The organism is Stenotrophomonas sp. 3diitr2024, assembly GCF_042136455.1.
Classification (GTDB): domain Bacteria; phylum Pseudomonadota; class Gammaproteobacteria; order Xanthomonadales; family Xanthomonadaceae; genus Stenotrophomonas; species Stenotrophomonas sepilia.
This window is the reverse complement of record NZ_JBHHMJ010000056.1, coordinates 1-7388: the sequence shown is the minus strand read 5'-3', so window position 1 is coordinate 7388 and position 7388 is coordinate 1. Positions and strand designations below refer to the sequence as shown.

The window sequence follows — 7388 nt, the reverse complement described above, 5'->3', positions numbered from 1 at the left end:
TGAGCCGCATGGATGCGGCGACCGAGCTTACATGGACGTACTTGCAGCGTCCCCCGCACCCGGACCCGCCCCGCCATCCCTCAGGAAGCCCGCCGTTGCTGTTGCTGTTGCCGTTGCTCTGGCTTCGGCAGGTGCAGGGCCGCAAGCCCTGCCGACCCACCCTATTCCTCGACCGGGAAATCCTCGATCGGCTTCAGCACATCGTAGTGCTCGCGATGCAGCTTGCCCTTCAGCTTCGGCAGCTCCGGCAACGGTGCGTCCACCCGCGTGTCCGGCAACCGGTCCAGCAGGTTGCGCACCAGCGTCAGCCGCCCCAGCCGCTGGTCGTTGAAGTCCACCAGCGTCCACGGCGCCGCCTCGCGATGCGTCGCGCGCAGCATCGCCTCGCGTGCCTCGGTGTACGCGCTGTACTTGCTGCGCGATTTCAGGTCGACCGGTGAGAGCTTCCAGCCCTTCAGCGGATCGAGATGGCGTTCGGCGAAGCGCTTTTCCTGTTGCTCCTGGTCCACGCACAACCAGTACTTGAACAGCAGGATGCCGTCGTCCACCAGCAGCTGTTCGAACACCGGCGCCTGGCGCAGGAACTGCTGGTATTCGGTTTCGCTGCAATAACCCATCACCCGTTCAACACCGGCACGGTTGTACCAGCTGCGGTCCATCAGCACGATCTCGCCGGCGGCGGGAAGATGCGCGGCGTAACGCTGGAAGTACCACTGCGTGGCTTCACGGTCGGTGGGCTTGGGCAGCGCCACCACCCGGCATTGGCGCGGGTTGAGATGCTGGCTGATGGCCTGGATCGCGCCGCCCTTGCCGGCTGTATCGCGGCCTTCGAACAGCACCAGCAGGCGTTGCCCGCTGTACTGCACCCAGCGCGCCATTGCAGTCAGTTCCAGCTGCAGCGGCAGCAGCAGTTCGTCGTAGTCCTTGCGCTTGAGCTTGGCCATCGTCACACCACGCGGGGAGGAAGCCGGAGCGTAGCGCACGGGTTGCTCAGGGGGTGTCGACGCCCTGCCAGCCCTGCTCGCCCGCCAGCGTCTGCAGCAGGGCGGAAAGGTCATGGGCAAAACCTGCCATGTCGAATACACCACGGTCTTCGCGTGCCTGCGCCAGTTCGGCACGCAACGCTGCCAGCGCCACCGGGTCGTTGCCCAGCGCGCTGGCGGTGGCGATGAACGCCTCATCGTCGGCAACGTTCATCCGCGAGAGACCCAGATGATGGTTGAGGCTGCCGGCCACGCGCGCGGCGAAGGTATCGCCCGGGCAGGTCAATACCGGGCAGCCGGCCCAAAGCGCGTCGGACGCGGTGGTATGCGCGTTGTACGGATGCGTGTCCAGGAACAGGTCGGCCAGCTGATAGCGGGCCAGATACTGCGGATGCGGCAGTTTGGCCATGAACACCAGCCGCGTTGGATCCAGGCCTGCGGCCTGCGCGGCCGCACGCAGGCGCGCATCGGCCTTGCCGGGCCCGGACAGCAGCCACAGCACGCTGCCGGGCACGGCCTGCAGCACCGCGAAGGCGCGGCCCATGCTGCGCGGATTGAGCTTGTAGCTGTTGTTGAAGCAGCAGAACACCACGCCGTGTTCGGGCAGGCCGCACTCCGCGCGGGACGGTGCCGGCTCCAGTACGCGGGTGTTGTCCGAGGGCTGGAAGGCACGTGGCAGGCGCAGGACGCGTTCGCTGAAGTGAGGTTCCAGCGATGCCGGCAGCACGAATTCGTCGGCGACCACGGCATCCAGCCAGCGCGCACCCGATGTGCCGGGGTAGGCCAGCCAGTTCAGCTGCAACGGGGCCGGGCGCATGGCCAGCACTTCGGGCGTGCCGCCGCCCCCCCAGCCGCGCAGGTCGAACAGCAGGTCGATGCCCTGTGCACGGATGCGGGCCGCGATGTCGGCATGCCGCAGTGCGGCCACGTCATGCAGGCGGGCCGCAGCCTGCAGGCGTTCGCGGATGCGGCTGCCATCGGCGCGGTTCAGCGCGAACAGGTGCAGCTGCAGCGCCGGGTCATGGCGCAGGTGTTCGAGCAGGGCCACGGTCAGCAGCCCGGTGGGATGCGCGCCGAAGCCATTGGAGAGGAAGCCGACGCGCAACGCGCCGTGCTCGCGAACCTTCACTGCAGGAAGGGGGCGCACCGCCGACGCAACGACCGCCGCGCGTGCGCGCGCACAGGCCAACTGCTCCGCAGCGCTTACGTCTTCACTGAGGAAGGCGAAGGGTTCCACTGCACCCTGCCCGGAAGCGAGCGCGGCACGTACCTGCGCAGCCAGCGTGTCCACGTCCTGCCAGTCACACAGGCGGCGCTGCCAGGCCAGGCGCTGGGCCGCGATGTAGGGTTCGCCCGGCATCAGCGCGTGCGCGCGGCGATAGGCCGCTGCTGCGCCTTCGGCATCATCGGCATCTTCCAGCGCATGGCCCAGCCACAGCGCGATGCCCGGGTGCTGCGGGGCCAATGCCGAGGCCTGGCCGAGCAGCTTCGCCGCGTCGGTGTGCGCGCCGGCCATCCACGCCACGCGGCCCAGCCGCGCCAGCGCTTCGGGGTGGTTCGGGCGCAGTTGCAGGGCGTGTCGTGCGGCCTGCTCGCCGGCAGCGATGTCGCCGGCTTCCAGTTCCAGGTCGGCCAGCATCACCCAGGCGACGAAGTCGCCGGGCTGGCGTGCGATCGCCTGCTGCAGGTGCTGCCGCTGCTGCCAGGCCGTCATCGTGCTCAGCCCGCCGACAGCTGGGCCAGGGCGTCGACCTGGTGTTCGTGGCTGAGCCGCTGCAGCAGCGGGTCGAGGTCACCGGCCAGGATGTTGGGCAGGTCGTACAACGTCAGGCCTTCCACGCGGTGGTCGGTGATCCGGCCCTGCGGGAAGTTGTAGGTGCGGATGCGCTGGCTGCGATCGCCGCTGCCGACCTGCAGGCGCCGCGATTCGGCCTGTGCCGCGTCCTGGCGCTGGCGCTCGGCATCGAGCAGCTGCGCCTTCAGGCGCTTCATCGCCTTGTCGCGGTTGGCGTGCTGGCTGCGCTCGGTCTGGCACTCCACCACCACGCCGGTTGGCACATGGGTGATGCGGATCGCGGACTCGGTCTTGTTGACGTGCTGGCCACCGGCGCCGGACGAGCGGAACGTATCCACCTTCAGGTCGGCCGGATTGATGACGATGTCATCGACTTCGTCGGCCTCGGGAATGATCGCCACGGTGGCGGCCGAGGTATGGATGCGGCCCTGCGATTCGGTGGCCGGCACGCGCTGCACGCGGTGCGTGCCCGATTCGAACTTCAGGCGCGAGAACGCACCCCGGCCGACCACACGTGCCACCACTTCCTTGTAGCCGCCATGCTCGCCGGGGTTGTCCGATTCGATCTCGACCTTCCAGCCCTGGCGTTCGGCATAGCGGGCGTACATGCGGAACAGGTCGCCGGCGAAGATCGCGGCTTCGTCGCCGCCGGTGCCGGCGCGTACTTCAAGGAACAGGTTGCCTTCGTCGCGCGGATCGCGCGGCACCAGCAACAGGGCCAGTTCCTGTTCCAGCTCCTGCAGGCGCGCCTGGGCGGCGGCGATTTCCTCGTCGGCCAGCTCGCGCAGGTCGGGGTCGGCGCGCATGCCTTCGGCGGCGGCCAGGTCGGCCTTGGCACGGGCTTCATCGGCCAGTGCAGTGGCGACCGGTTCAAGTTGGGCGAATTCGCGCGAAAGGTCGCGGAAACGGGTGTTGTCGGCGACCACGTCGGGTTCGGCGAGCAGGCGTTCCAGTTCTTCGCGGCGCTCGGCCAGCGCTTCCAGCTTACGGCGCAGGGTCGGCGTCATCGGGTCTCACGGGTGGGTGGCGGTAGCCCGGCGTGGCCGGGAACAGGCGCTCGGCGGCGCGGGTCAGGTCGGCATCGCCACTCAGCGCGGCGGCGCGCAGTGCGGCGGTCGGCGGGTGCAGCAGGCGGTTGGTCAGGCCGTGGGCCAGCAGTTCCAGCACTTCGTCGGCGGGCTTGCCGTTAGCCAGCTGCTGGCGTGCGCGCTCCAGCAACTCGGCGCGGGTGGCCTCGCCGAACGCACGCAGCTGCCGCAAAGGCGCCTGATGGGCACTGGCCTGCTGGGTCTCGACGTAACGCGATACCTGCAGGTCGATGATCGCCTCGGCTTCGGCGGCGGCCTCGCGGCGGCCACGACGGTTGTCTTCCACCGCGCGTTCCAGGTCATCGACGGTGTAGAGGAAGGCATCGTTGAGCGTGCCGACCTCGGCTTCGATGTCGCGCGGAACGGCCAGGTCGAACAGCAGCATCGGCTTGTGCCGGCGTGCACGCAGGGCCTTGGCCACCATCTCGCGATGGATCACCGGCTCGCGCGCGGCGGTGGCCGAGAACACCACGTCGGCCTCGCCCAGGTGGCGGTCCAGTTCGGTCAGCGGCAGGGCCACGCCGCCATGGCGGCTGGCCAGTTCCTGCGCGTGGGCCAGGGTGCGGTTGGCGATCAGCAGCCGCCGCACCTTGCCTTCGCTCAGGTGCCGTGCAGCCAGCTCGATGGTCTCGCCGGCCCCGACCAGCAGCACGGTGGAGTCGTCCAGCCGGGCGAACGCGTTCTGCGCCAGGCGCACCGCGGCCGACGCCACCGATACCGGGTTGGCACCGACCTGGGTATCGGTGCGCGCCCGCTTGGCCACCGAGAAGGTCTGCTGGAACAGGCGGTCCAGGCGCTGGCCGAGCAGGCCATGGTCGCGCGCGGTCGACCAGGCGTCCTTCACCTGGCCGAGGATCTGCGGTTCGCCCAGCACCATCGAGTCCAGTCCGGTGGCGACCCGGAACAGGTGGCGCACGGCCTCGGCATCGGCATGCTGGTACAGATAGCCCTGCAGGTCGCCGGCCTGGCTGCGCAGCCACTGGTCCAGCGCCTGTGCCGACTCGGCCACGGCGTACAGCTCGGTGCGGTTGCAGGTGGACAGCAGGACCGCCTCGGCGATCTGCGGGGTATCGCGCAGCGAGCCCAGCGCACGCGGCAACGCCTCACCGGCGAAGGCCGCGCGCTCGCGCAGCTCTACCGGTGCGGTCTGGTGATTCAGTCCGAGCACCCACAGGGTCATTGTTCAGTTGCTTGCGATAAGCTGCTGGCCATTGGACGACATTTTAAGGCCCCGATGCCGACGATGCCCGCATTGATTCGCATCCCCAGTGTTCTGCTGCTGTCCCTGGCCTGCGCCCAGGCCCTGGCGGCGGTGCCGGCCAAGGTCCCCGTGCGGGCCGCGGCCACCGGGGAACTGGCGCTGGAGCCGGTGATGGCCGGTGAGTTCGCCCTGCAGGCCGGCAAGCTGGCCGAGGCCGCGCGCTGGTACCTGCAGGCCGCGCAGCAGACCGACGGCGACGCTGGCCTGGCCGAGCGCGCGACCCGTATCTCCATGCTTGCCAATGATGACGCCAGCGCCGCCAAGGGCCTGGCCCTGTGGCAGCAGCGCGCCCCACGTTCGTTGACCATGCGCAGCGCCGCCGGTGCACTGGCCATGCGCCAGGGCGATGTGAAGGCCGCCCGCACTGAATTGCAGGCGCTGCTGGCCGACCCCGACGAGCGCGGCTGGAAGTTCGCCCTGGCCGCGCTGATCGGCGGTGGCCGCGACCCGGCGGTGCCGGCGCAGGTGCTCGGCGAGCTGGTCGATGCCAATGCGATTCCGCCGAAGATCGAGGCCTGGCAGGAGTTCGGCCGCCTCGCCCTGCGCATGGACAAGCCCGACCTGGCGCGGCGCATGATCGATGAAGTGGTCAGGCGCTTCCCCGAAGAACCGCGCGTAGCGTTGCTGCGTGCCAGCCAGCTGCAGCAGGCCGGCGAGACCGACAAGGCCTTGTCGCTGCTGCACGACGTCGAGCCGAAGACACGGCAGGACCCCGAGCTGCGCAATGCGGTGGCCATCGCCTACGACAGCCTGGGGCAACCGGCTGCGGCCGAGCGCGTACTGGCATTCGGCCCGCAGGATGTGCAGACCTGGGGCATGCGCGCTTCACTGTTGGCCAAGCAGGGCGACAAGGCGGCGCTGTCCAACCTCTACAACGAACTGTCGCGGCAGGCGGCCAAGCCGGACCCCGCACAGCGCCTGTTGCTGGGCAAGATCGCCGAATACCTGAAGCGCTATCCCGAGGCGGTGCAGTGGTACCACAGTGTGCCCGGCGGTGATGAGCTGAGCGAGGCGCGCCTGCGTGCGGCCAACGCCCAGGCCCTGGCCGGACGGCTGCCGCAGGCACTGGATGAGGTACACGCGATCCAGTCCGACGCGGTGGTCGATGATGATGTGCGCCGTGACGCGTATCTGCTGGAGGCCGAGCTGCGCCAGCGCGGCGATGACAGTGCTGGCGAGCTGGATGCGCTGGCCCGCGGCCTGGCCGCCTACCCGGATGACAATGGCCTGCTGTACGCCCGCGCGCTCACCTGGGAGCGTCGTGACGATATTCCGCGCGCCGAGGCCGACCTGCGCAAGATCCTGGTGACCGACCCGGAAAACGTGCCGGCCCTGAATGCCTTGGGCTACACCCTGGCTGACCGTACCGGGCGCCTGCAGGAGGCGCTGGAGCTGATCGACCGCGCCCGCGTCGCCGAGCCGGACAACGCCGCCATCGTCGACAGCTATGGCTGGGTGCTGTATCGCCTGGGCCGCAAGGACGAAGCGCTGGTGCAGCTGCGCCGGGCCTGGACCCTGGCCAAGGACCCGGAGATCGCCGCCCATGTCGGCGAGGTGCTGTGGGTGCTGGGCAAGCATGACGAGGCCCGCCACTTCTTCGACGAAGCGGCCAAGCTCGACCCTGAAAACCGCGCGCTGCTGCGCGCCCGCGAGAAATTCAATCCATGAGTGTTTCCCTGATCCGGCCGCTGCTGTTGGCGGCTGCGACCCTGGCGGTGACCGCCTGTACCAGCGTGGGCACGCAGAAGACCCCGCCACCGGCGGTGGTCGAGACGGTCTCGGCCGAAGCGGCGCAGGCCGAAGCGGCGCGCGTGGCCGCCCTGCATGCACAGCCGGACTGGGCCTTCCAGGGCCGGGTCGCGGTCAGCAAGGGCAAGGACGGCGGCAGCGGTCGCATCGACTGGAAGCAGCAAGGCCGCCGCTACGTGGTGGAGTTGAGCGCGCCGGTGACCCGGCAGAGCTGGAAGCTGACCGGTGACACCCATTCCGAAGCTGGCCGCCTGGAAGGACTGGCAGGCGGTCCGCGCGACGGCGAGGACGCCCAGCAGCTGTTGCTGGAAGCGACCGGCTGGGACATTCCGGTCAACCAGTTGCCGGAGTGGATCCGTGGCCTGGTGGCCGGCGACGCCGCCGGCGCCGAGACGGTCGAACGCGACGGCGAAGGCCGGCCCCGCCGCATGCAGCAGATGGGCTGGCAGGTACAGTACCTGGACTGGTACCCGGCCGACGCCGGACGGGGGGGGGGGGGGGGGGGGGGGGGG

The 7388-nt window shown here is 69.7% G+C and carries 6 protein-coding genes; 2 read left to right on the top strand and 4 right to left on the bottom strand.

All coding sequences use genetic code 11. The annotated features are described in order from the left end of the window. Positions 1 to 161 precede the first annotated feature (161 nt). The 4 genes from ppk2 to hemA are packed head-to-tail and all read right to left on the bottom strand — an operon-like array spanning position 162 to position 5046. A complete protein-coding gene (gene ppk2 / locus ABGA94_RS01195) occupies positions 162 to 944 on the bottom strand; it encodes a polyphosphate kinase 2 (RefSeq protein ID WP_065178972.1) in 783 nt (260 codons plus the stop codon). Between the two features lie 46 nt (positions 945 to 990). Next, positions 991 to 2697, bottom strand: a complete 1707-nt coding sequence (locus ABGA94_RS01190) for a tetratricopeptide repeat protein (RefSeq protein WP_375366145.1) — start codon at positions 2695 to 2697, stop codon at positions 991 to 993. Positions 2698 to 2702: 5 nt separating this feature from the next. Continuing rightward, positions 2703 to 3785 carry a peptide chain release factor 1 gene (gene prfA, locus ABGA94_RS01185; RefSeq protein WP_014036080.1) on the bottom strand — a complete coding sequence of 361 codons (1083 nt, stop codon included), beginning with the start codon at positions 3783 to 3785 and terminating at the stop codon, positions 2703 to 2705. Further along, positions 3763 to 5046: a glutamyl-tRNA reductase gene (gene hemA, locus ABGA94_RS01180; protein ID WP_005415395.1), complete on the bottom strand. Its 1284-nt coding sequence runs from the start codon at positions 5044 to 5046 to the stop codon at positions 3763 to 3765. Before hemA ends, prfA begins: the two co-directional genes overlap by 23 nt. A gap of 63 nt (positions 5047 to 5109) precedes the next feature. On the opposite strand from hemA, the gene ABGA94_RS01175 reads away from it, so the two are divergent. Next, complete coding sequence (locus tag ABGA94_RS01175) at positions 5110 to 6795, top strand: tetratricopeptide repeat protein (protein ID WP_175421912.1); 1686 nt, start codon at positions 5110 to 5112, stop codon at positions 6793 to 6795. Next, the coding region (gene lolB / locus ABGA94_RS01170; protein WP_375366142.1) for a lipoprotein insertase outer membrane protein LolB at positions 6792 to 7388 on the top strand (597 nt) is incomplete at its 3' end. The genes ABGA94_RS01175 and lolB, both read left to right, overlap by 4 nt.

Excerpts from the sequence above, each read along its gene's own strand:
- hemA (WP_005415395.1), bottom strand. The coding sequence starts at position 5,046 with ATGACCCTGTGGGTGCTCGGACTGAATCACCAGACCGCACCGGTAGAG.
- ABGA94_RS01175 (WP_175421912.1), top strand. The coding sequence starts at position 5,110 with ATGCCCGCATTGATTCGCATCCCCAGTGTTCTGCTGCTGTCCCTGGCC.
- prfA (WP_014036080.1), bottom strand. The coding sequence starts at position 3,785 with ATGACGCCGACCCTGCGCCGTAAGCTGGAAGCGCTGGCCGAGCGCCGC.
- ppk2 (WP_065178972.1), bottom strand. The coding sequence starts at position 944 with ATGGCCAAGCTCAAGCGCAAGGACTACGACGAACTGCTGCTGCCGCTG.
- ABGA94_RS01190 (WP_375366145.1), bottom strand. The coding sequence starts at position 2,697 with ATGACGGCCTGGCAGCAGCGGCAGCACCTGCAGCAGGCGATCGCACGC.